This is a genomic window from Pleurocapsa sp. PCC 7319 (assembly GCF_000332195.1).
GTDB lineage: Bacteria > Cyanobacteriota > Cyanobacteriia > Cyanobacteriales > Xenococcaceae > Waterburya.
The window spans coordinates 2,553,840-2,579,516 of the sequence record NZ_KB235922.1; the positions used below are offsets into that span (position 1 = coordinate 2,553,840).

Sequence of the window (25,677 nt, forward strand, 5' to 3'; positions counted from 1 at the left end):
ATTTTTAGCTTCTTTTGTCGAATTTTCTCACAATTTAGCCTGATTTTTTATCGTCAGTATCTCAAATTTTTCTTGTTAGAAAAAATCTTCAATTTTTCAGCTTAAAATTTGGTTTCAACTTAATTTGTGAGAAAAGTGGGTCAAGCCCGTAAAAATGAAGCAGAACTGCTAAATAAATTCGCTGACATCAGAATATTGCTCTATTGGTTGAGAATTGATATTTTATCCTTGGCAGGACCAGAGTGGTCAGAAAGAATGGAGTTGATGAATTTCATCATCTCAGAACTGCAACACCGAGAAGACCAAGACCACAAAGGGATTAGAGCCTTGAGAATTGCTTTATCGAATCAAAAAACGGACTTATTAGCCTTTGCTCAAGTTCTCGACCAGAAACTGGCAGAGATTGCCCACAAGTTTCAGATTTCTCTGTTTCAGGTGCGACAGGTCTGTTTATTAATGAAAAAGTCTCTCTCCACTAATGTCTATTGGGAGAGATGGAATCATGTTTACCAACTATTGTCTGAGAAATTCCTGCCAGTAAAGGAAGCAGTAGAATCCGCCATGAAATCAACTCCCAGAGCCAGTTCTTTAGTGGAAAACCTCAATTCTCGTTTGAGAAACTACTTTTTTTTGAGAAAGCACCTGAATTCTGATTATCTCGACCTGCTTCGGTTTTTCTTAAATCATCGCACCTCGAAGTCAAGGGGCAGGTATCCATCCCAGGCGGTCAGATACCCGTTTTCTTCATTATCGTACGACAGGCGTTGGTCGTTGTATTCGGATCTGAGATAAGATCCGTCCCGCTTAAACCCTGTAGCCCCGCTCCAGTTGTAGAAGCCAACATAGGCACTGTTGCTCACGGACATATACCGCTTTGTACCCTTGATTCGATAATATGTGACTCTGTTGTGCAGGTACAGCTCCAGAGTCAACGCTGCATTCTCCTTGACGAGTCTTGCCCATTGCTTAGAGTCTTGCCCGAGCCAGCCCAGTTCAACTCCATCTCTAGACAGACGCACCTTGAACTGGTTTGCTCTTCCCGCGACAGTTACTGTCGGCTCTATGTTCATGGCTTCTGCAAACGTGGTGGTTTGTTGTTTGTCAACTGTAGGATTTGTACTCATAATTTTGTTCCTTTTTACGTTGAGTTGTTGTAAGTTGAAGAAAAGTTTTCTCGTGAAAAATCATAGAAATAATCTTTGATTTTTTAGATGCTTAAAGAGTTTGTAAGCTTGTTTGCTATCGCTCTTTTTCTTTCCATATATACATAGTATCTTGATGCAATATTATTGATAATTAACTATTTTTAGGTAAGATTATAATTAAGTATTAAGTATTTTTAGATTCTCCTAGACTACTATCAAGTACAAGTGCTTCACAAGGAATTTGCTCAACAGCTCAATGTCGTCATTGTACTCAAAACCCACCTTAAAACCCAACAACAAGGTCATGTCATCTTATTTTCGGGGTTGTTCAAAAACGAGGTATTTTGGGTAACAAAAGCAGGTGAAAATGAGCCAAGTTTTAACTTAGCTTGAAAGACAAAAGTATTATTACTGAAACTTAATTGTCAGGCGCGTTGAAAAAGGTCAAATCCTAACAGTGACAACCAATGTGGATGCTTTTTTCCTGTCATCAGTTCCGTAGGACTTTTTCCAACTCGTTCTCTAACTCGGCTTGACCTAAATGTACGATGATTCAGAAAAAATCTGAGGAGGTCGAGATAATCAGAATTCAGGTGCTTTCTGAGAAAAAAGTAATTTCTCAGACAAGAATTAAGGTTTTCTACTAAAGAACTGGCTCTGGGTGTTGATTTCATCGCTGATTCCACTGCTTCCTTGACGGGCAGAAATTTCTCGGAAAGTTGCTGGTAGAGCTGATTCCATTTTTGCCAATAAACATTTGTCGAAAGAGACTTCTTCATCTTTTTGCGGGCTTGAGTTAACTTAGCTGATAATTGATTCCCTTTGCCTTGTAATTTAGCCACCTTTATCTTCTGTTCAAGCTTTTCTCTTGGGGTTATTGCTCCTTGGGCTTTTTTAGCTAAATTACGGCACAGAGCTTCACACTGGTCAAATATATGCCAAACATCCCCGTGGCATGGCTTATCTCCCCAAGCTGCTTTTTGTCCCGCTCTGATTCCCTTTCCGCCATCGGCAATGGTGTAATCAGGATTCAATCCTTGTTGCTCTAATTCCAGGAGATAATATCCCCAAGTGTCCTCATCTCGATGTGACACTGCTTCTAGGAGAAAGCAGTAGGTAGAGTCAGCATCTACTCCTGTCAAGACTGGTCGATTACTCTGAAAGAGTTCATCCAACAAAGCGACATCAATTGAGGATAAATCTCGATCGTGATTGATTTTTCTCGCTTTGGCTGTCGCCTTTTTGACTCGATTGTGTATGGTTCCGATACTGAGTGAATAATCGAATAAATCCCTTAATAATTCAACTACACCTCGATAAGAGCAGTGGCAAATTAGAATCAACGCTAAAATGAACTGAAATATCCATGAATGGGTGATGGGCAGGTAATATAAGACTTCCTGTTCTGGTTCTTTCTTCTCAAACGCCTGATTTAAAGCGATTTGAGCAATGGCTTGTTGTTGATAGACAAACTTACGACTGACTTGTTCTTCCTTGGCTATCTCGGTTATGGGTTCTTGTTTGGTCAGAACTTTAACCGCCATTGCTTGACGCTGAAGAGGTTGAAGACCAGAAGCTACAGAAGAAGTTGAATTCACTCGCTTTACTCATAAATTGGGCTGATTCTCCCTAATTTAACCATATTCAATACTTCTTTGTTGTCGAGCTTTTAGAGCATATGTACTATTTAAGCAAGTGATTTTTCCTCCAACTGTAACCCTCGTTTGAACAACGCCAGAAATTGTGTATCTTTTTAGTATTCTTCAGACTGCAAAACCAGATCCAGAAGTAATAAATACATTGCTAGTCAAGAATCGCTCTCTGTTCGAGCGAGCCAGAGATCTAGGCGGAAAAAGCTATCCAGTTAACGCCCTGCCTTTTAGTCGAGAAGACTGGATAAGTCACTTTGACGACAGTTGGAAAACATTTACAGCTTTAAAAGCCGAACTCGATCCCAAAAGGCTTCTCGTTCCTGGTCAGGGCATTTTTAGGCTCGATCTTCAAACAGAAGGATAATTATCCACGAACAACTAATTTCTAGTCATCCTTATCTAATCTCCAGTCTCCAACCAAACCCAGGTATATCTTACCAATATGAGAAAGGCTATATTACTACATAGAATGTTCAAACCAAAACTAAGATCGGTTTTATTTTTTTTCGCCACAATTTTTATTTTTTGGGGTCTGAATATCTCTTATTCGTCGGCGCAAAAATCAGTTGTCTATTCTCCAGGGGAAGGAATAACTGATGTGGCAGGAATCAAGGTGGGGCATCATACCCTAAAACAGCGACCTACAGGCTGTACGGCAATTTTGATCGAAAAAGGAGCAGTTGCAGGTGTTGATATTCGCGGTTTTGCACCAGGGACGCGAGAAACTGCTTTACTCGATCCAGTTAATGTAGTCCAAGAAGTACACGGCATCTCTTTGGCTGGTGGCAGTGCTTTTGGATTAGATGCTGCTTCAGGGGTTGTGCGGTACTTGGAAGAAAGAGAAAGCGGATTTCCAGTGGGGGAATTGAGAATACCCATAGTTCCTGCTGCTATTTTATTCGATCTTCAAGTTGGCGATCGCCCAGAAATTAGACCCGACAGTAACTGTGGTTATCAGGCAGCACTAGCTGCTACATCGGAAAAAGTTTTAGAAGGTAACGTAGGAGCGGGAGCGGGGGCAACCGTGGGAAAATTGCTCGGTAACGAAAGAGCGATGAAGTCAGGAGTCGGTACGTATTCTGTAACTTTGACAAACGGCATCACGGTGGGAGCTATTGTTGTGGTTAACGCAGTAGGTAGTGCGATCAATCCTCAAACGGGAAACGTTGTTGCGGGTATTAGGACTCAGGATGGCAAAGAACTTCTAAATGCAAAAGAGATTTTACAGCAATTGGGGTCGTCTACTGTTGATTTTGGACAAAACACGACTATTGGTGTGGTTGCCACCAATGCCTCTTTGAATCAAGCTCAAGTTACTCAGATAGCTCGGATGGCTCACAGTGGTTTGGCTCGCTCTATAGTACCCGCCCATACACCTTTTGACGGCGATACTTTGTTCTCTGTAGCTACAGGAGAGTTAGATTCGGATGACGTGACAGAAATTGGCTCTATAGCTGCCGAAGTAACATCCCAGGCGATCTTTCGTGCTGTGACCGCTGCTAAAGGAATTCCTTCTTATCCAGGAGTTGACGATCTATAGTCGTTACAATTCACTAGCAAATATTTAGAGAGCATGTTTGAAAATTCAAATTTAAGTGGATACTTGAATCGAAGAACTCGATGTTAGACGTCTTAACATAAGAGAGATCCTCCCTAATCCCTAAACCCTACCCCGACCTTAACCATTCCATGGTTATTGCGATCGCTTTCAGCGGTGGCGCAGCCAATCGCTAAATCCTGTATTGATATATAAATCCTGCGGCAACCAACGTAAGGCGGGACAAAAAGAAGAAAGAGTTCGCGAATCATTTCTGCGAACAAAATTGCTCGCTGAATAATTAGTTTCTGATGTGGAGTAAATCTGTCACTACTCATGTTGGTTTATCAGAAATATCAGAATATAAATCTGACCAACTATCTCGAAGCGCATCAATTGATTTTTGGAGTTCATCAATTTGAACTCTTCTTATTACCATCTGAACAGCATCAACATGAGCAGGAGTCCCCGCAGCACCCAAATGTTTGTAACGGGAAGGTTTGCCCGATCCTTGTTTCGAGACAAAGATCGGTTCTACTGCTTGTAGTTTGTAATACCAGTAAGCCTTGTACTGACCTCGTGCTTGGTAGCGAGCTAGACAACAGCCTGGGGGCGCGACTTCTCCCGATGCCGAAATCTTCTCAATCTGAGCTTCGAGAGTAGCAATCGTAGCTAATAATCTTTCCGCACGATTGAGTTTTTCCTGTTGTCGAGCCGGTGAAGTTTTGTCAGACATGGTTGAAATGTGGAGGTGCGACTAAATATAATTGTAGCTTTGTTCGCGAAACTGTTTCGCGAACAAAGTCAATTCTGACTCATCATGAATTTACGACAACGTTGTCAAGCTGTATTTCAAGCCGGATATGAATGGGGTAAAACATCGTTTCGCCGTTTGGCCAAGAAAACGAAGCTCTCCAAAAGTAGTGCACATCGACTATACCATCGAATAGCACGGCGAAATCAACATCCAGAATCTTCTTTATGGGAAACGGAAGCGGGACAGGACTGGCTTCGCTTATTGGTTTTAGCAACCATTTTTGTCTTTGCTCTTCAGGGGGGAATTGGTTGTGAGAGACTCTCTCAATTTTTCCATTTACTGCGCTTACAGCGACACATAGGAGTTTCACCCACGGCATTACGCAGTTTAAGGTCTCAAATAGAGTTGAAAATCATTGACTATCAACGACAACAAGAACAACAATTAAGAACCAGCTCATCTCAGGTCGAAGTTTGTGCGGCGGCAGATGAAACCTTTTTTGACCAAGTTATTTTGGTGATGCTCGATTTACCTTCGGGTTATATTTTTGTCGAAGAGATCACGGAAGATTGTCAGTTTGAGACTTGGCAAGAAAAAGTCACTCAAGTATTTAAACCATTGGGATTGACAGTTAAATATTTAGTGAGTGACCGAGCGAAGGCCATAGTCAAACTAGCTCTTAAAGATTTAGGCACAACTTCGATTGCGGACTTATTTCATGTTCTTTATAACTTAAACCGCAGTCTGGCTCTAGAACTTAACTGTTTAGGAGCTAAGCTCCAAAAACAACTAAAAATGCAAACAGAGAAGAGAGCCGAACCAGAATTAATCGCACAAATAGAAACCAATCAAAGACTATTACAACAATCAAGGCTCACCTATGACAATTGCTGTCATCGCCTCAGCACCTGTTTACATCCTTTTGCCCTTAATGAGAATCGACCTCAAACTACGGAAACTGTTGCAATGGAGCTTCAATCGATCCTTCATACGCTTCAAACTCTCAGACAAACTCATCAGCTTAAAGATTCTCGCAATAGTCTCAGGGCGATGAAAAATCAAATTGAATCATTATCTGCCATAGTTGATCTTTGGTGGTCTTGGGTTGACCAATGTTTAGCTGCTTGTGGATGTGAGATCAATCTTGTTCACTGGGTCAAGGACTATTTACTGCCCGCAGCTTATTGGCAACAACAGGTTCAGCGCACCAAAAATCCTGATTTGAGAGGGGATTATCAAGCAGCTTCCTGGAAAACACAAGAGTTTCTCCGGATTCATCCGATGACAATGAGTTTGAGTTCCTTGGAGCGAGAGCAATGGCAGCATTGGGCGATTTGGATGGTCAGTAAGTTTCAACGTTGTTCTTCTGCTGTGGAGGGGCGTAATGGATATCTTTCTCAAGTTCATCATAATCGACGAGGACTATCCAGCAACCGTTTAAAAGTCTCTACTGTGATTCATAATTTCGCTCTTAAACGAACCGATGGCACTACTGCGGCTGAGAGATTATTTGGGCGCAAATTTCCCGACTTGTTTGAGTATCTTGAGAACAATAGAACTCTTGCAAAAGTTTTTTATGGTATATTGAAAGATTTACTTGTTTACTAAATTAAGCAGGAAATATTGGCGAGTTCGTAAACTTTCTTCAAGAGAATTTAAGCGATTTACTGGAGTAAAACGTCAAACTTTTCGACTGATGATACGGTTGGTCAAGGCAGAACAAAAGCAAAAGAAAAAACCTGGTCGTCCAAGCAAACTAATTATTGAAGATCAAATATTAGTAACTCTACAGTATTGGAGAGAATATCGAACATATTTTCATATATCAAAAGATTGGAAAATAGCTGAATCTACGGTATATCGTTTAGTTAGAAAAATCGAAAACATCTTAATTAAATCTCGAAAATTTAGTTTGCCAGGAAAGAAGAAATTATTAGATTCGTCTCTTGATGAAGACTTGATTTTAATGGATGTTATGGAGAGTCCAATTGAAAGACCTACCAAACATCAAAAAAGATTTTATAGTGGCAAACAAAGAGAGCATACTTTAAAAACTCAAGTAGTTTTTGGACAAAAAAGTAATCAAATTATATGTTTGGCCCACTCAAAAGGCAAAATGCATGATTTTAAACTGTTTAAAAATAGTCAGACGAAATTTCATCAATTCCTTAAGGTAATAGCTGATAAAGGATATCAAGGAATTGCTAAACTTCATAATTTGAGTGAAACCCCAATTAAGAAATCTAAAAAGAAAAAGTTAACCAAAGACCAGAAGAAATATAATCGTGAATTAAATCGGTTAAGAATTGCCGTGGAACACGTTAACCGTCGGCTAAAAATCTTTAAAATATTATCTTTTCCCTATCGAAATCGTCACCGAAGATTTGGTTTAAGAAGTAATTTAATAGCAGGTATTTATAATTACGAATTAGCTTAAGTAATTTGATGAAAAACTAGATTAATTTTCCTGATTTCAGTCATTATTAAATTTCCTGAAATAATTTATGCTGCCATTTTTTTTTATTTAGCGATCGCTCTATTTTTACTTACTCAAAGAATCCTCAACTTCCATTATTTTAACCCACAGAAATTTTTAAAAATAAACGATTATCATACCATAAAAAACTTTTGCAAGAGTTCTATTGATTGATATTGCCAAAGTTTAAGAGTGCTGTCTTTGCCACTACTAACTAACAAATTTTTTTGCTGACTAGTAGCTAATGCCAAAACCCAATCATCATGCTGCGAGAGGGTAGTGATTAATTGAGCCTCTTTGATGCTCCATACTTTAATCGTATTATCAATCGAGCCACTAAATACAACTTGAGAATCGTTACTGATGGCTACGGTGACAACACGATCTTGATGACCTTCAAAAGTCGTAATTAACTCACCGCTTTCTAGTTGCCAAACTTTAACGGTTTTATCCCAACTACCACTAACTAAATATTGACCATCAGGACTAATGGCGATCGCTCTGACTGCATCTTGATGTCCTTGAAGCAATCCTAACTGGCTTCTATCTTGAGCATTCCAGATTTTTATCCTTTTATCTTTACCCGCACTGGCAAAGACTTGACCATCAGGACTAAATGCTAGAGCATACACTATCTCATTATGAGCAAAGATTATCCCCTTGGTTTCGCCAGTTGTCAAATTCCAACTTCTAATATTTTCATCTTCGCTACTACTAACTAAAGTTTGACCATTGGGCGAAATAGCTAAAGACCAGATTTCTTCTGATGGGGTAATCTGAATATTGTCAATTAGCTCGATTGCAAATTGAGATTCGTCTGAGGATGGTTTTAATATTTTTGTAAGCAGGGCGACTAAAGTCATTCCTGCCAACGTCAAAACTCCATATTTTAAAACCTTTCTTCTCGTTGTGGTTCGCATAAAAAAGTCAACTCGACATTAGTAGTTGATGTTGTAGAAGTTAAAAGTTTACACCTTGATTTGAGTTCATTACTATGCAAATTCGAGAAATTCCAGTCAATCAAATTCATCGACCTCTACCCAGACAGACAGACCGAGCAAAAGTAATCAGCTTAGCTAATTCAATTGCTGAAGACGGATTACTTGAACCGATTGATGTCTTGGAAGTTGAAGGACAATATTACGGTTTTTCTGGTTGTCATCGCTATGAAGCTCATCAACTTTTAGGGAAAGAAACAATCAAATGTCGGGTGCGAAGGGCTCCCCGTTCTGTATTAAGAGCGCATATGGCATAGTTTATAGCCGTACAAAGTTGTATTAGGACAAGTTCATTTGATTACTCGTAAGTAATCAGTAATCAGTGTCCTAATGTAAGTCGGTATTGCTATAATTTTGAAGCGGAGTCATTTAGCAGATGGTTGACACCAAAACCTACAGCACGAGGATGATACAGTTTTTGCGCTAATTTTAATATTGCACAGCGACCAATTTTGGTTTCAAAAACGGATGAGAAAACAATATCCAGAGAATTATCTTGACAAAATTTATTAAGTTTACTAGGAAAGCCCATAATCGCCGCCTTGATCACAAATACTCCGCGCCAACCTCGTTGATAGACATATTTTAGCTGTTCGTAACTAGCTACCGATTCATCTAATGCTAAAGATGTTGAGTATTCTTGGCTTAATTGCAGAATTTCAGCAAAATTATTAGGGGGTAATGGCTGTTCCACAAATTCGATCGCCTTAAGAGTATCCGTCACTTCTAACAACTTTCGCGCCTGTTGAAGATTTAAGCCTCCATTGGCATCCAATCTTAATTTAGTCTGTGGCGGAAGAATACTAACTAATTGCTGTAAAATTTCAATTTCTGTTGCTAAAGGATAAACCCCAATCTTCCACTTAAAAGTAGTTGCTGATTGAGTTTGATATATTTCTTGCCAAGTAGTTAGAGCTTGCTCTCCAGCAGGCAATAAATAACAATAGTCTAAATCATCAGGCTGTCTATTATCTTGAGCTTGTATTAGATCCAACCAAGCAGATTCAAAAGCAAATTGACAAGCAGGAAGGCGATCGGGAATAGCAGCAATATCCGCAACAGTAATTATTTTCCCTAAATGCTGACAAAACTCTAATGCTTGAGTCATGGTTTCTGAGCCAAACCAAGATAGAGGAGCGATTTCTCCTTGAGCAACTTTACCTGCTCGATCTTCAAGACTAATAATAATCCCCTCACGTACTTTCCAGACACCATAACTAGTACGTAAGGGGTATTTAAAGCGACGTTGATAAATATCAAATTTGAATTTAAATCTCTCGTCCATTATTTAATTTTAAAAGAGTACCTAAACTCTAAAATTAATAACTCCGAACTCCGAACTCCGAACTCATATCAATGTTTATGGAAACGAATGCCTAAAAATATATCGTATAAAAAGCTGAGAAAGTTTTTACCATCCCAAAGACCTAATGATTGTTCACAACCTTTAGCATCTAACAAAGGCTTGGTATCATAGTAAGCTGCTTGATATTTATACCAGGGAATAGAGGGCCAAAGATGGTGTACTAAGTGATAATTCTGCCCTAAAATTAGCAAGTTCAAAATTGGGCTAGGATACACCCGAGAATTTTTCCAGCGATCGCGTTCTTTAAAAGGACGATGAGGTAAATAATCAAAAAATAATCCCAGTGCTATTCCCACAACCAAAGCAGGAACAAACCAAAAGTTCATGACATAACCAATAAAGTCATAATGGATACCCAAACCAACTATAGTAACTAAGACTAATCGGCTGAGAAACCATTCCAGTAACTCATACTTACGCCACAAACGTCTTTGAAAGAAAAAGAATTCATGGTAAAAAAAACGGGCGGCAATTAGCCACAAAGGACCACCAGTAGAGACAAAATGATCGGGATCATTTTCGGGATCGTTAACATGAGCATGATGTTGCAGATGCACCCTAGTAAAAACAGGAAAGGCAAATCCCAGCATCAAGGCACTACAATGCCCTAATATCGAATTTACTACACGATTGCTGTGGGCGCTATTATGAGAAGCATCGTGAATCACTGTTCCTGACAAATGTAATGCCAAAACATTGGCCATAAAACAACACCAACCAGGAATCTTCCCTGTAAAATAACCAGCGGTCGATATAGTCAGCAACACGATCGCTGCAATCACCATCAACACATTGGGGTTCAATCCACCAGGAGCTTTTAAATACTCTCTTGATACTGTTCGCAGTGTCTGGGCCGACTGCATCTTTTCCTTCGCTCCTCTTACTTTTGATATATAACTTTCCTCAGGTAGTTTACACTAATTTCTAGTGCGGGTAAAGAATTGTAAAGAATACTCTAATGTTTTCTCATTTAAAAATTAATCAGTTTAACTATTAATTATTAAGAGAAGTTATACCTCGATCGAAATGATCCACCAGGAAAAATTATTAATTTTTCATCCCTGCCAGGTAGGCTTGATAACCCAATTTATCAAGTTGCTCTTGTTTGTCAAGTACCATTTGTGATAAGTTCTGCCGATATAGTTCTACTTTGTTTTGTAATTGTGGATCGCTAGTAGCCAAAATTTGTACCGCCAGCAAACCAGCATTTTGAGCATTGCCAATAGCAACTGTAGCCACCGGAATTCCTCTAGGCATCTGCACAATCGAATATAATGAGTCCACTCCATTTAATTGGCGAGTAGTAATCGGTACGCCGATGACTGGCAAAGGAGTTAAAGAAGCTACCATTCCTGGTAAATGAGCCGCCCCTCCTGCACCGGCAATAATTACTCTGATCCCTTTTTTGTGGGCATTGCGGGCATAATTAACCATCCTTTCAGGAGTACGGTGAGCTGAAATAATAGCTACTTCATGGTTAATATTAAAGAATTCACATACGGCGATCGCTTTTTCCATAGTAGGCAGATCGGTATCACTGCCCATAATAATTCCTACTAATGATGTATTTTCACTCAAGATTCTTTGCTCAATTCTAAACTCCGTATCTTATCTTGTTTGGGAAAAGGAAAGCAATAAAGAGGAAATCAAAAGCAAGAATTTAGAAGAAACGGTTAAATTAATTCATCTTAGACTACTTAAATTGAATTTTTGTGTTTGTTCTTTAAGAAGTGCATTACAAATTTTAATCCCAATAATTAACTAGTTTTAGTTGATTATTCTAGTAAGAGTACCTATTTAAAATCGAAAAAAATTAATTAGTTCAATCATTAACTCAATCTTAATTTCATTTTCTCGTATCAAATCAGAAAAATTGGGGATTTGGTAAAACTCGCCAAAACTTAACTGAGGAAAAATCTAAGCAACTTTAAGTTCAATCAATGTCTCCCAAATACCAATAAAGCTCTACCGATTACTGTTCATCACCACAACCTAAAATATAGGAGCAAAATAGTGAAAGATACTAGGATTCGACTTGCCAGTATTAGTAGTCTAAATGAATTAGAAAAGCAAGCAATTCATACTTCTAGTTTGATTCAGCCTCATGGGGTTATTTTGGTTCTACAAGAGCCAGAGCTAAAAATAGTCCAGACAACTACGAATTCTTATTCGGTATTTGGTATTCATCCTGAGGAGATGATTGGGCACACCCTAGAAGAGCTACTCGATCCATTTCAATTTGAAATTATTCAACGAGGAGTGAATCAAGATAACCTTGACTTTATCAACCCAACTAAAATATGGGCGAGAAAAGAAGGGGATGAATATGTCATCTTTGATGGAGTTTTTCATCGCAATAAAGATGGTATTTTAATCTTAGAGTTAGAGCCAGCAGCATCTCAAGAAAATATTCCTTTCCTCAGTTTTTATCATCTGGCAAGAGCTTCGATTAATCAATTGCAAGAGACTGCCAGTTTGTCAGATTTTTGCCAAATTATTGTTCATGAGGTGCGCAAAGTAACGGGATTTGATCGAGTCATGCTCTATAAGTTTGACGAAGACGATCATGGTGCAGTAATCGCAGAGGAAAAATTAGACCATCTCGAACCATATCTCAATCTACATTTTCCTGCTTCCGATATTCCCAAGCCAGCTAGAAAGCTGTTTAGTTCCAATTGGATCAGACTTATTCCTGATGCCTATGCCGAACCTGTAGAATTGTTCCCCGCTAAAAACCCCCACAGCGATCGCTCTGTAGATCTTACGCTCTCCATTTTAAGAAGTCCTTATAATTGCCATCTAGAATATCTCCATAACATGGGGGTAGGTGCATCATTAACTATTTCCTTGATTGAAGATGGCAAGCTCTGGGGATTAATTGCCTGCCATCATTTAACCCCTAAGTACGTCCCTTATGAATTACGAAAAGCCTGTGAATTCTTAGGGCGAGTTATTTTTTCTGAAATTTCTAATCGAGAAGAAAGTGAAGATTATGACTATCGGATGAAGCTAGCTACCATGCGATCGCAGCTAGTTGACCAGATGACAGAATCAGCCAATTTTGTCGATGGATTAGTCAAAGATGAGTCTGATTTTCTCGATTTAGCAGCAGCAGATGGAGCAGCGGTTTGTTTCAATGGAAATTGGACTTTAGTGGGGGAAACACCCACAGAAGAAGAACTTAGTTTTTTGGTACAGTGGCTCTATAAAAATATTAATGAAGAGGTATTTTATACCGATTCCTTAGCAGAGATTTATCCTGAAGCCGAAGCCTATAAAAATGTTGCTAGTGGCTTAGTGGCGATGGCTATTTCTCGTCGTAACTATGTTCTTTGGTTTCGACGAGAGGTGATTCAAACAGTAAACTGGGGTGGCGATCCTAATAATGCCTATGAAACTATTAACTCTGAGGTTGGACTGCGTTTATCTCCCCGCAAATCCTTTGAATTATGGAAAGAGGAAGTCTGTTTAACTTCGTTGCCCTGGAAGCAAGTAGAAATTAATGGTGTCAAAGAATTAAGACGAGCCATTGTCAATATAGTGCTACGACAAGCAGAAGAACTAGCCCTTTTAGCTCAGGACTTAGAACGCTCTAACGCCGAGTTGAAAAGATTTGCCTATGTTGCCTCCCACGATTTACAAGAACCGTTAAATCATGTTTCCAACTATGTTCAACTTCTAGAAATGCGCTATGGCGATCGCCTAGACGAAGATGCCAAGGACTTTATTGGGTTTGCCGTTGATGGGGTCAGTTTAATGCAAACTCTAATTGATGATGTGCTGGTTTATTCCAAGGTAGATTCTCAGGGAAGCGAATTCAAGATTACGGATGTAGAAGTTGCCCTAGAAAAAGCCTTAACTAATTTACAAAGACGCATCCGCGACAGTAATGCTCAGATTATAGTTGCCGATCCTCTCCCCGCATTAAGGGCGGACAGCACTCAGTTAATGCAATTATTCCAAAATCTAATTGTCAATGCCATCAAATTCCGTAGTACGGCACCACCCAAAATTGAAATTAGAGTTGAACGCTTAGAAGATGAATGGCTCTTCTCGGTTCAAGATAATGGCATTGGTATCGATCCGCAGTTTAGCGAGCGCATTTTTATCATTTTCCAACGTCTCCACACCAGAGATGAATATCCAGGCACGGGTATGGGCTTGGCAATTTGCAAAAAAATTATTGAGTGTCATCGAGGCAAAATTTGGGTAGAGTCAGAATTAGGCCAAGGAGCTACTTTTTACTTTACGATCCCAGTAGGAGGGAGTGAACGTGACCTTAGAAATGGACGCAAAGCCAAAAATCATTCTTTTAGTGGAGGACAACAAAGCTGATATACGACTCATTCAAGAGGCATTAAAAAATAGTTCCATTGATTACCAAATGGTAACTGCCCGAGACGGTGTAGCAGCCATGGCATACTTGCGTCAAGAAAGTGAGTATGCTGAGGCGTTACGCCCTGATTTAATTATCTTGGATTTAAATCTGCCCAAAAAAGATGGTCGAGAAGTATTGGCAGAAATTAAAACCAATTCAGAATTAAAGCGGATTCCTGTAATTGTATTAACTACGTCTAAAAATGAAGATGATATTCATCAAAGTTATGACCTCAACGCTAACTGTTTTATTACCAAGTCCCGTAATCTTAATCAGTTATTTACAATAGTCAAGCGAATTGAGGAATTTTGGCTAACTACCGTAACTCTCCCTTCTCAATAGCAATTTGCCAATTAGCACCAGTTCAGGGAAATTATGTCTGAAAGTTCCGTCGGAGTATCTCAACTGCAATCTAACATTGAACAGAAAGTGATCAGAATTTTGTTGATTGAAGATGATGTGGCTGAAGCTAGATTAATCAAAGAAATTTTGCAGAACTTTAATCTCAATCAGTTTAGCTTAACTCATGTTACCCGACTTCAAAATGGTTTAAATCGACTTAAACAAGAGCATTTTGACCTAATTTTACTCGACTTAACTTTACCTGATAGTCAAGGATTAGCCTCTGTAGAATTAATAGTCCAAAATTTTGCCCATCTACCAATTGTTGTTTTGACTAATACCAATGACAATCAACAAGCGATTGAGGCTGTCAGACAAGGGGCACAGGATTATTTGGTGAAGCGTAAAATAAATATTGATGTTTTAGTACGCTCAATTCAATATGCGATTGAGCGGCAAAAAGCCTCAGACTTACTGCGAGAAACTAACGAAAATCTAATGAACCAAATTCAGCAAAAAACTGCTGAATTAATGAAAGCCAAAGAAATCAATCATATTCAATCAGAATTGGTTTCGATGTTTTCCCATGATTTTCGTAGTCCTTTAACCACGGTACTTTCTTGTGCCGAATTACTCCAAAATAAAAGCGATCGCTTGAATGAAGAGAAAAAAGTCTATTTATTTCAGATGCTGCGTAATGCCAGCAAAAATATGGTGCAACTTTTGGATGAAGTCCTCTTGGTCGGACAAACTGATGCTGATACTTTTCGCTGTAACCTGACTCCCTTAAATTTAGAGCTATTTTGTTTGGAGTTAGTAGAACAATTACAATTTAATGCTGACAAAAAACAAATTCAAATTGTGTTTGATGTTCAAGGAGAAATTAAACAATCTGCTTGGGACGAAGGTTTATTAAGACATATTTTAGGCAATTTACTGGCAAACGCGATTAAATATTCCCCAGATGGCAAGCAAATAAAATTTGACCTAATTCCTCAATCACAAGTGATGGTTTTTCGCATCCAAGATTGGGGAATTGGTATTCCTGAAGAGTACCATCAAAATTTGTTTCAACCATTTCATCGCGCTAGTAACGTGGGCAGAATTCCAGGTACAGGTTTAGGTTTAGCAATTGTTAAAAGCTGTGTCGAAACTCACCAAGGCGAAATCAAAATTGATAGTCAAGTTAACGAAGGCACAACTGTAACCGTAACCTTGCCCCTACTTTAGATTGTGCTATGGCGATCGCCAGCTAAGCAACTTAACTTTTTAACTTGGCGATCATTGCAGTACGGGAACTAACTTCTAATTTACGAAACATTCGTTTCAAAGCTTGTTTTACTGTATTTTGGCTAATCCATAATTCTTTGCCAATTTCAACATTTGTCAATCCCTGGGCAACTAAATTGGCAATTTGAATTTCTCTTGTGGTTAATAACTTGAAATATGGGTTTTCTATAGGAACAGCTTGAAAACGTAAATTAGTTAAACAAGCAGATAAGTGCATACATACGGCACTTAAATTACTTAAATCTTGAACATCAAAAGCGGGAGTAATACCAATACGAGCAAAGTTAATTGTCCCAATTAATTGACCGTTACCAATGATAGGACCTGTCATAATATGCTCGTGATCGTATTCAATGCAGCATCTTTGATAAAGTTGACTTTGCTTCCATGTCCCCTTGGGCAATACTAATTCTTCATGAGCTGGGGCATGATATTCTTGGACATATTTGAGTACGGGGTCGACAGACTGACCAATCTGTTGATATCTTTCCACAAAGCGATCGCTTACTCCTTTGACATCACAACTAATTAGATCATTTTCTCGATCTGCTAAATAAATTCCCCAGCGTTGTACTCCAAAATATTGGTTCAGGTTATCCATCAACAAATACTTTAATTCAGCTTCAGTTGATGCCCCTGCCATTCTTTGAAATAAGGAGTGAAAAGTCATGATTAACAGTGACAATATACCCACTTGGGTACTATTCAGATAATTAGTTTCTCTTTATTATCGTTTCAGATCGTCTATTTTCCCTCAATAACTAAATAATGACAGGACAAATAAACATTGGCTTTTTGGTTTACCCTGATGTAATTCAATTAGATGTTATGGCTGCTTATCAAGTTTTGGCTTTTCCACCAAATACAACCATACATTTACTTGGGAAAACATTAACCCCTATTACCAGCAACGAAGGCTTAATAATCACACCCACAACAACACTAGATAATTGTCCTACGCTTGATATTATTTGCGTTCCCGGTGGAGGAATAGGTCAAATTGAAGTAATGAAAGATAGGGAAATTTTGAATTTTTTACAGCAGAAAAGTAACACAGCTAAATACATAACTAGCGTTTGTACGGGTTCATTAATTTTGGCAGCAGCGAATCTATTACAAGGCTACAAAGCTACCTGTCATTGGGCATTTCGCGATCAATTAGCTATGTTAGGAGTAGAGGTTATTCCCGAAAGAGTAGTAATTGATCGCGATCGCATTACGGGGGCAGGTGTAACTTCAGGCATCGATTTCGGATTAACTCTACTAAATCTAATCTGTGGTGAAGATACTGCGAAAATGGCTCAGTTAATGATGGAATATAATCCTCAACCACCTTTCAATGCAGGTACTCCAGAAACCGCAGGAAAAGAAATAGTAGAACCTTTGCTTCAATTGGGTCAACCTTTAATTGCAGCGTTTATGACTCAAACTAAAGAAATTATGAGTCAAACTAGAGGATAATTATCTGCTGTGACCGTTGATAAATATTACGCTTGATGTGGATTAATAATGCTTAATTCTGAACTATTTTGTTGGTAAATTATCCTTCAAAACCATATTTATCTCTGGGAGAACTTTCCCCATATGCCTCCTTATATCTATCCTAAGTTTTTGCGGTGAGCGATCCCTGGCTTTTTGAGAAGTCACCCTTTTTTCTGTATCTAGCCTAATTTTGCTAAGAATTTTGGGCAATCTAACAATAGTTATTGTTCACAAAATTCGAGCACAGTTATGTTGGCTTTTAAAAATCTAAAATTAGGCACTAAGCTTAACCTAATTTTAATCAGTATTTTAATTAGTGCGATCGCCGCTTGTGGTATTTTTCTCTCCCGTATTCTGGAAACTAAAATTGAACAGGAAGTAGCAGATAAAGCTTTTCTAATTATCGAAACCATGAACTCAGTGCGAAATTACACTAGTTCACAAGTGAAGCCAGAGTTGGCATCTCGTTTAGCCAGTGAGGAATATTTTATACCCGAAACTGTACCAGCCTATTCAGCTCGCGAAGTTTTTGAAGGGCTAAGAAAGCAGCCAGAATATCAAAATTTTCTTTACAAAGAAGCAACTCTTAATCCAACTAATCCCAGAGATAAGGCAGATCAATTTGAAACTGAAATTACCCAGAGGTTCCGTCAAAACGAGCAGCTTAAGGAAAAAACCGGTTTTCGTACTGATGGCAATGGTAAGTTTTACTATATCGCTAGACCTCTAGCAATTAAAAAAGCTAGCTGTTTAGAGTGTCATGATACCCCAGAAAGAGCTCCAGCAAATTTAGTCAGTACCTATGGCAGTGAACACGGCTTTGGTTGGAAATTAAATGAAATTGTTGCTTCTCAGATTGTTTCTGTTCCCGCCAGAAATGTATACCAAGCCGCCCGTCAATTACAATTGTCAGTACTAAGTATTGTAGGGATGATCTTTTTAATTGCGATCGCTTTGATCAATTTATTCTTAAAAAGTGCAATTATTCAACCTGTGAAAAAAATGGCATTGTTATCTAACAAAATTAGCACGGGGGATCTGGATCTACAATTTAATCATAATAGTAAAGATGAAATTGGTTCTTTAGCTAAATCTCTTAACCGCATGGTTGAAAGCCTCAAAATGGCTTTACAGATGATTGAAGAAGAAGAAGATTAGCAATTCAAACTGTAATTTCTAAAACATCTGCTGATTTGACTTTAATTCAAAAGTGTTTGTTGAAATTCTTGGGCTTGTTGAGGGTCAGATATTTTTTTGGCTAAAATCTCGACAAATTGTGTGCGAGTCAATTGAGGCTTTTTGGCCAAAGTTTTTTTACAGATAACTGGAGCAACCGGACCAATATATTCAGTCAATATTGTTTGACAAACATCGATAAACTCTTCTTCGACAACTAAAAGATTGTCTGAGGATTCACTTGTTTCTTCTGTTAAGGATAAATTAGAAGAAACATCCTGCTGTTTTTTCAACGGTTCTTGCTGACCTGATGAGATTTCACTCCATACTCGCAGGAAACTTTTTTCCCTGACTATAATGCATATTGCACCGTTTTTTTCGCTAGTATATTTCTGACAATAATGCTCAGCAGCTTCGACTTGAGCTACAGAAAATGCTAGTCCAGCAACAATAGTTCTCTCCTGATAAATTTTTTCGTAAGCACTATCACCCGATCTAGATTTCTGGTTAAATTCTTCTATGGACAATATAGTCATAACCTTTCTATCTCCAACATCTATCCAAGACAAGAATCAGTCAGTTTCAACTTGATTGAATTTGATTTTATAGATGACACCAAGCATAACTCATCATCTTAATTATTAAAGGGGGATGTCTAAGGAAAATAAGATTTAAGATCAAGATATTATTTTTAATTGTTCCCAACAAAATTAACTATCTTGAACAGCGTTACCAAAATTGTTACTTATCCTATTGTGGAAACTTTTCATTCCGTTCAGGGAGAAGGGTATTGGACAGGAGTAAATGCCTTTTTTATTCGTCTAGGAGGTTGTGATGTCCATTGCCCTTGGTGCGATACAAAACACTCCTGGAATTCCCAAAATCATCCCCAACAGTCTACTCAAGAATTAGCGATCGCTGCTAAAGTAGTCAATCCGGCGATCGTGGTTATTACGGGGGGAGAACCCTTGATGCACGATTTAGCACCTCTTACCGCCGCTCTCAAAAACGAAGGAATGCAGGTTCATTTAGAAACTTCTGGCGCCCATCCTTTTAGTGGAGATTTTGACTGGGTCACTTTTTCTCCCAAGACGTTTAAAGCACCCCATAACAATATTTATAGCCGGACCAATGAATTAAAAGTAGTTATTAGTAATGAGGATGACTTAAAATGGGCTGAACAACAAGCTGCGTTAGTACCAGAAAAAACTTTATGTTACTTGCAACCAGAATGGAAATCACCTCAAAGCAAAGAATTGATTTTTAACTATATTTTGCACCATCCAAGGTGGCGAATTAGTCTGCAAACTCATAAACTTCTGCAAGTTCAGTAAACAATGATTTATACATAAAAATTCTCAGCCTAAAACTTCAAGTATTCGCTCATACCAAAAAATTAATTTTGCGGAGGATATAATTTATTTTTAATTTAATTAATGCGGATGGAATTGATGAATAATAAATTACTGACTGCTCTCGGTTGTTCTAGCTCTGTAGCCTTGACTTTTTTCGCCGCTAATTCTGTAAATGCTAAAGAGTATGTTTTTACTGCTCCGGAAATCGATAACCCGGTTAGCAATATTCCTGCCAGACAAACAGATTATCCTTTCGCTGATTGTAGTTGTAATGAATATGATCAGGAAGCAGCAGCAGCAATTGACCGCGAAGGAGATAAGGCGATCACACTTTATGGTTGTGACTGTGCAGGTTGTAGAAATCTAGTTCGAAATCTTGATTCCGAAGTTACACCCAAAGTAAATTAAAAATCACCAAAAATAGTCGGTCTTATTTCTGGGAGTAAAATGAAGATGATTAGTCTGATAAGTCTTCGCTTCATATTGCTCCTGCTTTTTTGCTCAAAAAGTTTATTTTAATTAGATGTTTAATTTGAATTCAGTCAAAAAATTCAGCCTAATATCAATTTTCACCTTACTAACGGCACCAGTAATTGCCCACAATGTGGAAATATCTAACGAAGTAGCAGCTACATTTCACATTGAACCTAATCATAATCCCCGAGCAGGCAATAAAACCAAAGCCTGGTTCGCTCTGACTCGTCGCGGAGGAAAAAGCATTCCTTTGTCAGAATGTAACTGCGAGTTAAATGTTTACGCTGTTCCTCGTACTGCTGATGCTCAACCAATTTTACAGCCTGAGTTAAAAGCAATTGATGTCGAAAAATACCAACAAATCCCCGGAGCAGACATTGTTTTTCCAAGTGCCGGAGCTTATGTACTAGAAATCAGTGGTACAGCAACAGATCAGACTTCCTTTTCTCCTTTTGATTTAACCTATACCGTCAATGTCAGACCATAATATTACTCGTTTAAAGTAAATACGGTCTGTGTTTCTTACAAAAATAAAAAAGTAATTATAGTTGTCATCGCTATCACAGCAAAAAATTGGTATACTTCCCTAAATATTTCCTTTCTAGTAACTGATAATAATCTTTTTTTCATCTGAACGACAGGGATATAGGTTGAATATAGTGGGAAGTTGGTTCTGACAATAGTACGATAACCATTGGCTTGATAAAAAGGATAACCAGTTAAAGAAGAACTAACCCAAAGAATAGGAATATTATTAGCAATAACTTCCTGTTCAAGTCGCTGCAACAATTTTGTACCGACTCCTTTTCTGGCGAATGCGGGACTGACAAAAATTCCGCCAACAGTATTGAAAGGGTATATCAATGATGCAAAACCCACTACTTGATGATTAATTTCAGCAACAAAAATAATTTCTTTTGATTTTCTCTGGAAACTTTTACTTCTCAACAAAGCATTTAATTGTCTATAATTATAATCTTTTGCCGATATAATTCTGATAGCATTATACTGAATATCAACGATGATTTCTGAATCTTCAGGTTTGGCTAAACGAATAATAATATCTTCACTAATTGGCTGGTGCATCAATAAAAACAGTGAAGCTTCAAAACAAGCATTAGCTTGCTTCACTACAATATAATTACAAATATTTGTATGGTGATTTAAAAAATAAAGTGAAGTGAACAGATGTATTTTTAATTGATAATTTATTGATAGATAGTATGCATTTATCCAATGTTAGAAAAAATTATACAAGTAAAAATAGGCTCAATTGTTTTACTTTAGTTTTTGAAATAGTCTTAAGCTAATATCCGTACGAGCAATTTTAAAAGCTATGGTGAGCTTAAATATATTATTAAAACTGATGGTTGCTTATTATTAAGTCTTTTATCGATAAGATTTAAATCAAATCGAGCTGCAATTTATGATGATATTTTGTGTTTTTGGTTAACCAAAATAAATATTTATTTAACTGGATTTTTAAACACTATTATGAGAATAATAAAAGCTTAAAACAAACATTTATTTACTCCATTATAATTTTGGCTTATATAGTTAAATTAGAGATTAGAGATTAGAGCAGTAAATGTAATATTACAATGACACAAAGCGTTACTGTGTAAAGATTAGGTAAAAAAAATGTGTCGCAAATGTATCGATTAATTTATGCTACAAAAAAATACTTGTATCTCAAAATTGGAATCAATAAATGATCGATTTTAATGTTTTCTATAAATATAATTTATAGTCTATATACTTATTCTTTAAATGAAAAAAACTGTCAGTTATTATAAACAGTTAAAATAATTGATATAATATATTTTTATTATCTTTTATTGCTTTCAGTTGTTTTTCTTTTGACTATCCAATAAATAGAAATAACTAAAATTAAAATCAAGATAAATGTAGAAAATGGTTTTAAATATGTACCAATTTTATGATAATTTTCACCTAAAATATAACCGGCATAAGTTAAAAAACTCACCCAAATAATTGAGCCTGCCGTTGAATATATTAAAAACGGCAATAGAGGCATTTTACTAATGCCTGCGGGAAGAGAAATATAAGTTCTTATCCCTGGTATAAGACGACCAACAGCCGTTGCTATGTAACCTTTACCATCAAACCAGATTTTAGCTTTTTGGACATCTTTTCCTGAGAGCGTTAGCCATTTCCCGTAGCGATCGGCTATTTTTCGTGTCCGCCTTAATCCCCAAGATTTTCCCAGAAAGTACCAAGGAGTTGCTCCTAATACTGAACCAATTGTTCCTGCAAGGACAACATAAATAAACTGCAATTTTCCCTGAGTAACAGCAAATCCAGATAGAGGCATAATTACCTCAGAGGGAATTGGCGGTACTAAATTTTCTAATGCCATTAACAGAGCAATACCCAGATAACCCAGGGAATTTATAATGTTGACGATAGACTCAAGCATTAATACTTATTTAGTTAAATTCCCATCAAATTGTGATTTCCAGGAGCATTATAAACATTCCAGTTATATATTTTGCGTGTTAGCAAAATAGCTTCTGCACCATTTATTTCAGCTTCTGTACCCTCTACTAAAACAATATAACTGCCTTTTGCCAAAAGCTCATTGTAGTATTGTGCTTGTTCCTCGGGAATACCCCAACCCACTAAAGCTCCAACTAAACTACCACCAGCAGCACCTATACCACTCCCTAAAAGAGCATTGCCCAGCAATACTGCAACTTCTGTAGCAACACCAACACCTGGAATAGCTAAAATACTCAAACTACCAATTAATCCTAATACTCCCCCAGTAGTCGCGCCCATAACTGCTCCTGTTTCTGCGCCATCTTTTGCTCTTTCTGAACTAGATTGAACTTCTACATCAGCTAGGTTATCTTCACCCTGAGGATTTTGGGCGATCGCTGATATTTGATCCATATTGAAGCCGGCATCTCTAAGCTCCATTAGAGCCTCTTCTGCGTCTTGACGGGTAAAAAATGTACCAACGGCACGTTTTAAACTATTATTTGTCATAGAAAACTTAATTTATTTGTAATTGCAGGTACATTTTGAATTAGTCAGCCAAAAAATACATCCCACCATAGATGTATAGGAATTATCAAATCGCTCTCGAAAATCATCTCTAGTTTAACTAGCTAATAGCTGACCGCGAAGCAGTTTTAAAATAGCGTTTATGGCAACCAAAAATTAGGTAATAAGTTACTACTGAAGCTCCTAATTTGTTTATTGATTGTTCTAGCCACTTGAATATGGGGTTCATCAGCTTCGATAGGAATAATATTTGCTTTTGCACCCATATTAAACTGGTCAATAACCAAGTTGGCAGCTTCTAAACCTGTAACATAAGCTTTTTCTTGTGACCAAGAGCCATGTCGAGTTACAATCCAATCCCCGCTCATATATAAATTCGGAATATCAGTTTTGGCTGAGAGCAAGTTTTGATAACTACCAGGGAAAAAGTGAGTGACTCCTTCCTTAACGCGAATTACACTACTATCAATTAATTGTGCTGAACCAAAAGCAGGAATGCAGGTAGTTAGATCGCGGTGTACTTTTTGCGTGATTTGTTCATCTGTCATCCCTAAAAGTTGGTTGGCATGATAGAAATCTGCCTCAATAACACTATTGGGTTCATGGTGATACTCATCATGAAGATCGTTGAGATCAAAAAATGTCCAACCAGTTGTGGCATCAAAACCAAAACAAGCGTTAGATGGGAGAGGAATATTAATTTTGCGATCAAACCACAGGCGAGTTGCTAGAACATCAATGCCTTTCAAATTAGCTAGGTTACGGAACTGAGAATAATTATTTAGAGTGCTACTATTTTCGACGATCTTTTTGATACCGGTAACACTTACTCCAGAGATGATTGCATCGGCGGCAAAAAACTCATCGCCACATTTTACTCCTGTGGCTTTACCTGTTTCATCGATGACAATATCACTAACTCGTTTATTAGTTAGAACTTTACCTCCTACCTTCTCAATTTGGTCAATCCAGGGTTTAAATATTTTCTCTCCGACAGTGCCCCGACACCACACCACATCAAAATCAGGTTGATGAGCCAGAATGAAATAGTAAAGCATTCCTAAAGCGGCGGCGGCAGAACACTGTTCCCCGGGAGCAAACAAACCTACCAAGAGCATCGGTTCAAAGGATTCTTTGTACAGCCGTTCCGAAACCCCATACTGTTTGAACAATTCTCTAGCAGTAATTTTGTCGTAGCGTTGCCATGCTTCGTGGGAGTTATCAAAATCAATTACTGCATACAGCAAAGGTAATGCCGAAAGGCGATCGCCCAAAGGTAAGCGTTTAAAGCGAGTATATATAAATGTACCCATAGGAGAGGGTAAACGAGGTTCATCCTGAAAAATGGGCGATTCAACTTCTAACCCCGCCGGAGAATATTGTGAAGAGCGAGTAAAACGAGTAAAAGGCTCCAGCCCAAGTTCCTTAACTCGATCAAAAATATTACGGTAGGGATACCAGAATCCGTGTATGCCCCCTTCAACCGATCTTCCACCTGGAGTTTTCCAACCTGCCACTAACCCCCCAGGATAGGGTGCTGCTTCTAATAATGTGACATCATAACCTTGCTGAGCTAAATGGGATGTTGCTCCTAAACCAGCCCATCCTGCACCGATAACAACAATTTTTTTCTGTTCTGACATTTATAATAATGGGCTTACTGATTATTTAGGCGATCCGAAGGCTACGCGCAGCGTAATCGCTTTTTACATATGGAGAATTATCTCTGACTTGTTTTAAGATGACATATTTTCTAGAGAAAGCGATAGTAGTGAAGATATATTTTAGGCGCAACTAATCAGAATGAGACACCATGGTTAAAGGTTAAATATCAGTCTAAAAAGCGATCGCTTGCTTGTAGTCCGTCATAAATATGTCAACTGTATCAGCTAAACTTTCTCCACTTCTTCCCGATTCTCACGTTAAATACTGAAGCAAGTTAACCAACGGGAGATAGAAACAATGAAATTACGTTTTTTAGGTCAAGCTTACTCTAAATCTAACAATCAAATTGAAACCCAGCCTTCGATACATACTGCTCGTTTCCTGGGACAAAGTTATACTCGCTGCCAGCCTTTACTCTCTGCTAAATCTCAATTAGGTGTCCGCAAATATCGCGGTGTAGCTTACGGTTCTGAGGCATGAGAATTGATGATTCTTTCAGTTGAGTTAGTCATCAAAAGATTTTAACTGTCCCTATCTAAACGAGTAATCAAGAT

28 protein-coding genes and 1 pseudogene are annotated in these 25,677 nt (G+C 38.0%); 16 read left to right on the forward strand and 13 right to left on the reverse strand.

Annotated features, from left to right (window positions below):
• Positions 1-135: 135 nt before the first annotated feature.
• Positions 136-792, forward strand: a complete 657-nt coding sequence (locus tag PLEUR7319_RS40110; RefSeq protein ID WP_083892485.1) for a hypothetical protein — start codon at positions 136-138, stop codon at positions 790-792.
• A gap of 551 nt (positions 793-1,343) precedes the next feature.
• A pseudogene (locus PLEUR7319_RS43520) lies at positions 1,344-1,466 on the forward strand (IS4 family transposase); the annotation flags it as partial.
• 104 nt (positions 1,467-1,570) lie between these two features.
• Here PLEUR7319_RS43520 and PLEUR7319_RS0115520 read toward each other — a convergent pair.
• Entirely contained in the window at positions 1,571-2,743 is a 1,173-nt protein-coding gene (locus tag PLEUR7319_RS0115520; protein ID WP_019506146.1) for a hypothetical protein, read from the reverse strand.
• A gap of 145 nt (positions 2,744-2,888) precedes the next feature.
• On the opposite strand from PLEUR7319_RS0115520, the gene PLEUR7319_RS0115525 reads away from it, so the two are divergent.
• Together PLEUR7319_RS0115525 and PLEUR7319_RS0115530 are read left to right on the forward strand one after the other, a co-directional pair.
• Complete coding sequence (locus PLEUR7319_RS0115525; protein WP_019506147.1) at positions 2,889-3,161, forward strand: hypothetical protein; 273 nt, start codon at positions 2,889-2,891, stop codon at positions 3,159-3,161.
• Positions 3,162-3,266: 105 nt separating this feature from the next.
• The gene (locus tag PLEUR7319_RS0115530; protein WP_019506148.1) at positions 3,267-4,337 is read left to right on the forward strand and encodes a P1 family peptidase; all 1,071 of its coding nucleotides are present in this window, start codon (positions 3,267-3,269) and stop codon (positions 4,335-4,337) included.
• 113 nt (positions 4,338-4,450) lie between these two features.
• Here PLEUR7319_RS0115530 and PLEUR7319_RS0115535 read toward each other — a convergent pair whose 3' ends face one another.
• Both PLEUR7319_RS0115535 and PLEUR7319_RS0115540 read right to left on the reverse strand, forming a co-directional pair.
• Positions 4,451-4,672: a hypothetical protein gene (locus PLEUR7319_RS0115535; RefSeq protein ID WP_019506149.1), complete on the reverse strand. Its 222-nt coding sequence runs from the start codon at positions 4,670-4,672 to the stop codon at positions 4,451-4,453.
• Positions 4,669-5,070: a hypothetical protein gene (locus PLEUR7319_RS0115540; RefSeq protein ID WP_019506150.1), complete on the reverse strand. Its 402-nt coding sequence runs from the start codon at positions 5,068-5,070 to the stop codon at positions 4,669-4,671. The genes PLEUR7319_RS0115535 and PLEUR7319_RS0115540 overlap by 4 nt, the downstream gene beginning before the upstream one ends.
• 84 nt (positions 5,071-5,154) lie before the next feature.
• Between PLEUR7319_RS0115540 and PLEUR7319_RS35540 the strand changes: the two genes are divergently transcribed.
• Positions 5,155-6,699: a DUF6399 domain-containing protein gene (locus PLEUR7319_RS35540; RefSeq protein ID WP_019506151.1), complete on the forward strand. Its 1,545-nt coding sequence runs from the start codon at positions 5,155-5,157 to the stop codon at positions 6,697-6,699.
• Positions 6,689-7,528 carry an IS5 family transposase gene (locus PLEUR7319_RS0115550; protein ID WP_019506152.1) on the forward strand — a complete coding sequence of 280 codons (840 nt, stop codon included), beginning with the start codon at positions 6,689-6,691 and terminating at the stop codon, positions 7,526-7,528. Before PLEUR7319_RS35540 ends, PLEUR7319_RS0115550 begins: the two co-directional genes overlap by 11 nt.
• 173 nt (positions 7,529-7,701) lie before the next feature.
• Here the strand turns inward: PLEUR7319_RS0115550 and PLEUR7319_RS35545 are convergent, their stop codons facing one another.
• Positions 7,702-8,487 (reverse strand): WD40 repeat domain-containing protein, encoded by a 786-nt coding sequence (locus tag PLEUR7319_RS35545; RefSeq protein WP_083892487.1) that lies wholly within the window; start codon positions 8,485-8,487, stop codon positions 7,702-7,704.
• 74 nt (positions 8,488-8,561) lie between these two features.
• Here PLEUR7319_RS35545 and PLEUR7319_RS0115560 point away from each other — a divergent pair, with 74 nt between their 5' ends.
• On the forward strand, positions 8,562-8,822 hold the full coding sequence (locus PLEUR7319_RS0115560) for a sulfiredoxin (RefSeq protein WP_019506154.1): 261 nt from the start codon (positions 8,562-8,564) through the stop codon (positions 8,820-8,822).
• A gap of 89 nt (positions 8,823-8,911) precedes the next feature.
• On the opposite strand, the gene PLEUR7319_RS0115565 is transcribed toward PLEUR7319_RS0115560, so the two are convergent.
• The 3 genes from PLEUR7319_RS0115565 to purE all read right to left on the reverse strand — a co-directional run bounded on the left by PLEUR7319_RS0115565 (position 8,912) and on the right by purE (position 11,476).
• Positions 8,912-9,850: an o-succinylbenzoate synthase gene (locus PLEUR7319_RS0115565; RefSeq protein ID WP_019506155.1), complete on the reverse strand. Its 939-nt coding sequence runs from the start codon at positions 9,848-9,850 to the stop codon at positions 8,912-8,914.
• A gap of 68 nt (positions 9,851-9,918) precedes the next feature.
• Positions 9,919-10,794 (reverse strand): beta-carotene hydroxylase, encoded by an 876-nt coding sequence (gene crtR, locus PLEUR7319_RS0115570; protein WP_019506156.1) that lies wholly within the window; start codon positions 10,792-10,794, stop codon positions 9,919-9,921.
• 184 nt (positions 10,795-10,978) lie between these two features.
• On the reverse strand, positions 10,979-11,476 hold the full coding sequence (gene purE / locus PLEUR7319_RS0115575; protein ID WP_202804296.1) for a 5-(carboxyamino)imidazole ribonucleotide mutase: 498 nt from the start codon (positions 11,474-11,476) through the stop codon (positions 10,979-10,981).
• Positions 11,477-11,944: 468 nt separating this feature from the next.
• Between purE and PLEUR7319_RS0115580 the strand changes: the two genes are divergently transcribed.
• Genes PLEUR7319_RS0115580 through PLEUR7319_RS0115590 form a run of 3 tightly spaced genes read left to right on the forward strand, consistent with a single transcriptional unit; the run spans position 11,945 to position 15,881 of the window.
• Positions 11,945-14,266: an ATP-binding protein gene (locus tag PLEUR7319_RS0115580; protein ID WP_019506158.1), complete on the forward strand. Its 2,322-nt coding sequence runs from the start codon at positions 11,945-11,947 to the stop codon at positions 14,264-14,266.
• Positions 14,217-14,651 carry a response regulator gene (locus tag PLEUR7319_RS0115585; RefSeq protein ID WP_237743582.1) on the forward strand — a complete coding sequence of 145 codons (435 nt, stop codon included), beginning with the start codon at positions 14,217-14,219 and terminating at the stop codon, positions 14,649-14,651. The genes PLEUR7319_RS0115580 and PLEUR7319_RS0115585 overlap by 50 nt, the downstream gene beginning before the upstream one ends.
• A 33-nt stretch (positions 14,652-14,684) precedes the next feature.
• Positions 14,685-15,881, forward strand: coding sequence for a hybrid sensor histidine kinase/response regulator (locus PLEUR7319_RS0115590; protein ID WP_019506160.1), 1,197 nt, complete (start codon positions 14,685-14,687; stop codon positions 15,879-15,881).
• A gap of 31 nt (positions 15,882-15,912) precedes the next feature.
• On the opposite strand, the gene PLEUR7319_RS0115595 is transcribed toward PLEUR7319_RS0115590, so the two are convergent.
• Entirely contained in the window at positions 15,913-16,611 is a 699-nt protein-coding gene (locus PLEUR7319_RS0115595) for a LuxR C-terminal-related transcriptional regulator (protein ID WP_036798953.1), read from the reverse strand.
• A 98-nt stretch (positions 16,612-16,709) separates the two neighbouring features.
• Here PLEUR7319_RS0115595 and PLEUR7319_RS0115600 point away from each other — a divergent pair, with 98 nt between their 5' ends.
• Positions 16,710-17,402, forward strand: a complete 693-nt coding sequence (locus tag PLEUR7319_RS0115600) for a DJ-1/PfpI family protein (RefSeq protein WP_019506162.1) — start codon at positions 16,710-16,712, stop codon at positions 17,400-17,402.
• A 270-nt stretch (positions 17,403-17,672) separates the two neighbouring features.
• Positions 17,673-18,581: a DUF3365 domain-containing protein gene (locus PLEUR7319_RS0115605; protein WP_019506163.1), complete on the forward strand. Its 909-nt coding sequence runs from the start codon at positions 17,673-17,675 to the stop codon at positions 18,579-18,581.
• Positions 18,582-18,622: 41 nt separating this feature from the next.
• On the opposite strand, the gene PLEUR7319_RS38200 is transcribed toward PLEUR7319_RS0115605, so the two are convergent.
• Complete coding sequence (locus tag PLEUR7319_RS38200) at positions 18,623-19,135, reverse strand: hypothetical protein (RefSeq protein WP_144054319.1); 513 nt, start codon at positions 19,133-19,135, stop codon at positions 18,623-18,625.
• Between the two features lie 183 nt (positions 19,136-19,318).
• On the opposite strand from PLEUR7319_RS38200, the gene PLEUR7319_RS0115615 reads away from it, so the two are divergent.
• From PLEUR7319_RS0115615 to PLEUR7319_RS0115625, 3 genes are all read left to right on the forward strand, one after another.
• On the forward strand, positions 19,319-19,933 hold the full coding sequence (locus PLEUR7319_RS0115615; RefSeq protein ID WP_019506165.1) for a 7-carboxy-7-deazaguanine synthase QueE: 615 nt from the start codon (positions 19,319-19,321) through the stop codon (positions 19,931-19,933).
• Positions 19,934-20,050: 117 nt separating this feature from the next.
• Complete coding sequence (locus PLEUR7319_RS0115620; protein WP_026102553.1) at positions 20,051-20,362, forward strand: hypothetical protein; 312 nt, start codon at positions 20,051-20,053, stop codon at positions 20,360-20,362.
• A 115-nt stretch (positions 20,363-20,477) separates the two neighbouring features.
• The gene (locus tag PLEUR7319_RS0115625; RefSeq protein WP_019506167.1) at positions 20,478-20,915 is read left to right on the forward strand and encodes a hypothetical protein; all 438 of its coding nucleotides are present in this window, start codon (positions 20,478-20,480) and stop codon (positions 20,913-20,915) included.
• A gap of 35 nt (positions 20,916-20,950) precedes the next feature.
• Here PLEUR7319_RS0115625 and PLEUR7319_RS0115630 read toward each other — a convergent pair whose 3' ends face one another.
• The 4 genes from PLEUR7319_RS0115630 to PLEUR7319_RS0115645 form a co-directional block, all read right to left on the reverse strand.
• On the reverse strand, positions 20,951-21,559 hold the full coding sequence (locus PLEUR7319_RS0115630; protein WP_026102554.1) for a GNAT family N-acetyltransferase: 609 nt from the start codon (positions 21,557-21,559) through the stop codon (positions 20,951-20,953).
• Between the two features lie 697 nt (positions 21,560-22,256).
• Positions 22,257-22,868: a DedA family protein gene (locus PLEUR7319_RS0115635; RefSeq protein WP_019506169.1), complete on the reverse strand. Its 612-nt coding sequence runs from the start codon at positions 22,866-22,868 to the stop codon at positions 22,257-22,259.
• A 14-nt stretch (positions 22,869-22,882) separates the two neighbouring features.
• A complete protein-coding gene (locus tag PLEUR7319_RS0115640; protein ID WP_019506170.1) occupies positions 22,883-23,440 on the reverse strand; it encodes a general stress protein in 558 nt (185 codons plus the stop codon).
• A 158-nt stretch (positions 23,441-23,598) separates the two neighbouring features.
• Positions 23,599-25,101, reverse strand: coding sequence for an FAD-dependent oxidoreductase (locus tag PLEUR7319_RS0115645; RefSeq protein WP_019506171.1), 1,503 nt, complete (start codon positions 25,099-25,101; stop codon positions 23,599-23,601).
• A 319-nt stretch (positions 25,102-25,420) separates the two neighbouring features.
• Between PLEUR7319_RS0115645 and PLEUR7319_RS0115650 the strand changes: the two genes are divergently transcribed.
• Positions 25,421-25,603 (forward strand): DUF4278 domain-containing protein, encoded by a 183-nt coding sequence (locus PLEUR7319_RS0115650; protein WP_019506172.1) that lies wholly within the window; start codon positions 25,421-25,423, stop codon positions 25,601-25,603.
• Positions 25,604-25,677 lie beyond the last annotated feature (74 nt).

What these genes read in the sequence shown, in the direction of transcription:
- PLEUR7319_RS0115650 (WP_019506172.1), top strand. Translation starts at nt 25,421, where the DNA reads ATGAAATTACGTTTTTTAGGTCAAGCTTACTCTAAATCTAACAATCAA.
- PLEUR7319_RS0115535 (WP_019506149.1), bottom strand. Translation starts at nt 4,672, where the DNA reads ATGAGTAGTGACAGATTTACTCCACATCAGAAACTAATTATTCAGCGA.
- PLEUR7319_RS0115640 (WP_019506170.1), bottom strand. Translation starts at nt 23,440, where the DNA reads ATGACAAATAATAGTTTAAAACGTGCCGTTGGTACATTTTTTACCCGT.
- PLEUR7319_RS0115540 (WP_019506150.1), bottom strand. Translation starts at nt 5,070, where the DNA reads ATGTCTGACAAAACTTCACCGGCTCGACAACAGGAAAAACTCAATCGT.
- PLEUR7319_RS35540 (WP_019506151.1), top strand. Translation starts at nt 5,155, where the DNA reads ATGAATTTACGACAACGTTGTCAAGCTGTATTTCAAGCCGGATATGAA.
- purE (WP_202804296.1), bottom strand. Translation starts at nt 11,476, where the DNA reads ATGGGCAGTGATACCGATCTGCCTACTATGGAAAAAGCGATCGCCGTA.
- PLEUR7319_RS0115605 (WP_019506163.1), top strand. Translation starts at nt 17,673, where the DNA reads ATGTTGGCTTTTAAAAATCTAAAATTAGGCACTAAGCTTAACCTAATT.
- PLEUR7319_RS0115565 (WP_019506155.1), bottom strand. Translation starts at nt 9,850, where the DNA reads ATGGACGAGAGATTTAAATTCAAATTTGATATTTATCAACGTCGCTTT.
- PLEUR7319_RS0115625 (WP_019506167.1), top strand. Translation starts at nt 20,478, where the DNA reads ATGTTTAATTTGAATTCAGTCAAAAAATTCAGCCTAATATCAATTTTC.
- PLEUR7319_RS0115590 (WP_019506160.1), top strand. Translation starts at nt 14,685, where the DNA reads ATGTCTGAAAGTTCCGTCGGAGTATCTCAACTGCAATCTAACATTGAA.
- PLEUR7319_RS38200 (WP_144054319.1), bottom strand. Translation starts at nt 19,135, where the DNA reads ATGACTATATTGTCCATAGAAGAATTTAACCAGAAATCTAGATCGGGT.
- PLEUR7319_RS0115585 (WP_237743582.1), top strand. Translation starts at nt 14,217, where the DNA reads ATGGACGCAAAGCCAAAAATCATTCTTTTAGTGGAGGACAACAAAGCT.
- PLEUR7319_RS0115595 (WP_036798953.1), bottom strand. Translation starts at nt 16,611, where the DNA reads ATGACTTTTCACTCCTTATTTCAAAGAATGGCAGGGGCATCAACTGAA.
- PLEUR7319_RS0115635 (WP_019506169.1), bottom strand. Translation starts at nt 22,868, where the DNA reads ATGCTTGAGTCTATCGTCAACATTATAAATTCCCTGGGTTATCTGGGT.
- PLEUR7319_RS0115600 (WP_019506162.1), top strand. Translation starts at nt 16,710, where the DNA reads ATGACAGGACAAATAAACATTGGCTTTTTGGTTTACCCTGATGTAATT.
- PLEUR7319_RS0115645 (WP_019506171.1), bottom strand. Translation starts at nt 25,101, where the DNA reads ATGTCAGAACAGAAAAAAATTGTTGTTATCGGTGCAGGATGGGCTGGT.
- PLEUR7319_RS35545 (WP_083892487.1), bottom strand. Translation starts at nt 8,487, where the DNA reads ATGCGAACCACAACGAGAAGAAAGGTTTTAAAATATGGAGTTTTGACG.
- PLEUR7319_RS0115560 (WP_019506154.1), top strand. Translation starts at nt 8,562, where the DNA reads ATGCAAATTCGAGAAATTCCAGTCAATCAAATTCATCGACCTCTACCC.
- PLEUR7319_RS0115620 (WP_026102553.1), top strand. Translation starts at nt 20,051, where the DNA reads ATGAATAATAAATTACTGACTGCTCTCGGTTGTTCTAGCTCTGTAGCC.
- PLEUR7319_RS0115530 (WP_019506148.1), top strand. Translation starts at nt 3,267, where the DNA reads ATGTTCAAACCAAAACTAAGATCGGTTTTATTTTTTTTCGCCACAATT.
- crtR (WP_019506156.1), bottom strand. Translation starts at nt 10,794, where the DNA reads ATGCAGTCGGCCCAGACACTGCGAACAGTATCAAGAGAGTATTTAAAA.